The sequence below is a fragment of the Streptomyces sp. NPDC005195 genome (genome assembly GCF_040608315.1).
GTDB classification, from domain to species: domain Bacteria; phylum Actinomycetota; class Actinomycetes; order Streptomycetales; family Streptomycetaceae; genus Streptomyces; species Streptomyces kaempferi.
In genome coordinates this window covers 1-1,455 of sequence record NZ_JBEXHZ010000329.1, presented here as the reverse complement: position 1 = coordinate 1,455, position 1,455 = coordinate 1, and the positions used below count along the sequence as shown (strand labels likewise).

Genomic DNA, 1,455 nt, shown 5'->3' with positions numbered 1-1,455 from the left:
CCCTGAAGCGCGCACTCGACGGCCGGCCTGCCGGCGGCCCCCGTGGCGCCACACCGGCCGATCGCCACCGCCCTGCCCTCGCACTGTGCCACCTGCACGGTCGTCACCGCTTCTCTTCTCTCGCGACGGGTGAGGAGTGCCGCGAGAGACACCGTCGGCGCCCGCGACGAACACCGGCCCACAGAGCGGGGGCACCCCGCACCACAGGGCGCGCTCATGGCGTGCCGCCCGGGCCGACCTCGTAGACGGTACACTAAACGCAGAAAATCCTGCACTTGTTGAGTTGTGGGGACCACCACTGCCGTATCCTCGACACGTCCGCCCGTACAGACCGCGCAGAACAGAAGCCAGTACAGACCTCACAGAACAGAAGGCGACGGGCCCCCGGTGACTCCCAGCGCATCGCGAGAAGACGGCCGACCGCGGTTGCGGGCGGACGCCGCGCGTAACCGTGACCAGATCCTGGCCGCCGCGCGTGCCGCCTTCCGGGAGCTGGGCACCGCTGCCCCCCTGGACGAGATCGCCCGCCGCGCCGGTGTCAACATCGCCACGCTCTACCGGCGTTTCGCCGACCGTGACGCACTCGTCCGGCAGGTCGTCGTCGACGGCTTCGCCCTGGTGCTCCGCACCGTGCGCGTGGCACTCGACACCGCGCCCCGCGACCCGCTGTCCGCCATCGGGGAATTCCTGCTCACCCTCGTGGACGAGCGGGAGATGCTCGTCCTGCCCCTGATCGGCGGGCCCGTCACCGACGATCCCGAGGCCGCGGCCCTGCAGCGTGAGATCGAGGCCGCCCTGGAGGATCTCCTGTCCACGGCCCGCGCCCAGCGCGTGATCCGCCCGGACGCGACAGCGGTGGAGCTGATCGCCACCGGAGCGCTCTCCTGCCGCCCGCTCCCCCACCTCCCCGTCGAACAGGCCGGCGCCCTCGCCGCCCGTCACGTGCGCATCTTCCTGGACGGCCTGCGTCCGGACGGTGCCCGGCCGCTCCCTCCCCCTCCCACGAACGAAAACCTCACCGTCCACCTGCACCCCGTCAAGGGCGGCGACCGCGGGAACGGTCCCTCGGAGGTGTGACCGGGTCCTACCTCACCTCCCGTTCGGGGAGCGGGACCGGGCCGTCCCCCGTACGGCGACGGCCCTGGGACCCTCAGTCCCTCCCGCGCAGCTCCTCGTAGGGGATGCGCGAGAGATGAAGGACCTCGCCGAGCGTCCCCCACTCGTCGCCTCCCAGTTTGGTCAACGGGCGCAGACGTGCGGAACTCGGCCGTCGGCCGGCCATGAACTCCTCGTGGACCGCCATGTGGAGCACCCGTCCGAAGACCACCGTGGAGTTCCCCAGACGCAGCGTCGTGTGCGACCCGCAATACCGGACGACGGGCGAATCGGGCCCTCAGGGCGGTCGCACATGCAGGCGGGGTTACCGGTGGATGCCCGCGTAGCCGAACAAGCTCA

At 71.4% G+C, this 1,455-nt stretch carries 2 protein-coding genes; one reads left to right on the top strand and one right to left on the bottom strand.

The window, feature by feature from the left end:
- The first annotated feature begins 387 nt into the window (after positions 1-387).
- Positions 388-1,077, top strand: coding sequence for a TetR/AcrR family transcriptional regulator (locus tag ABZV34_RS39415; RefSeq protein ID WP_356288096.1), 690 nt, complete (start codon positions 388-390; stop codon positions 1,075-1,077).
- Positions 1,078-1,150: 73 nt separating this feature from the next.
- Here the strand turns inward: ABZV34_RS39415 and ABZV34_RS39410 are convergent, their stop codons facing one another.
- On the bottom strand, positions 1,151-1,327 hold the full coding sequence (locus ABZV34_RS39410) for a hypothetical protein (protein ID WP_356288093.1): 177 nt from the start codon (positions 1,325-1,327) through the stop codon (positions 1,151-1,153).
- Positions 1,328-1,455 lie beyond the last annotated feature (128 nt).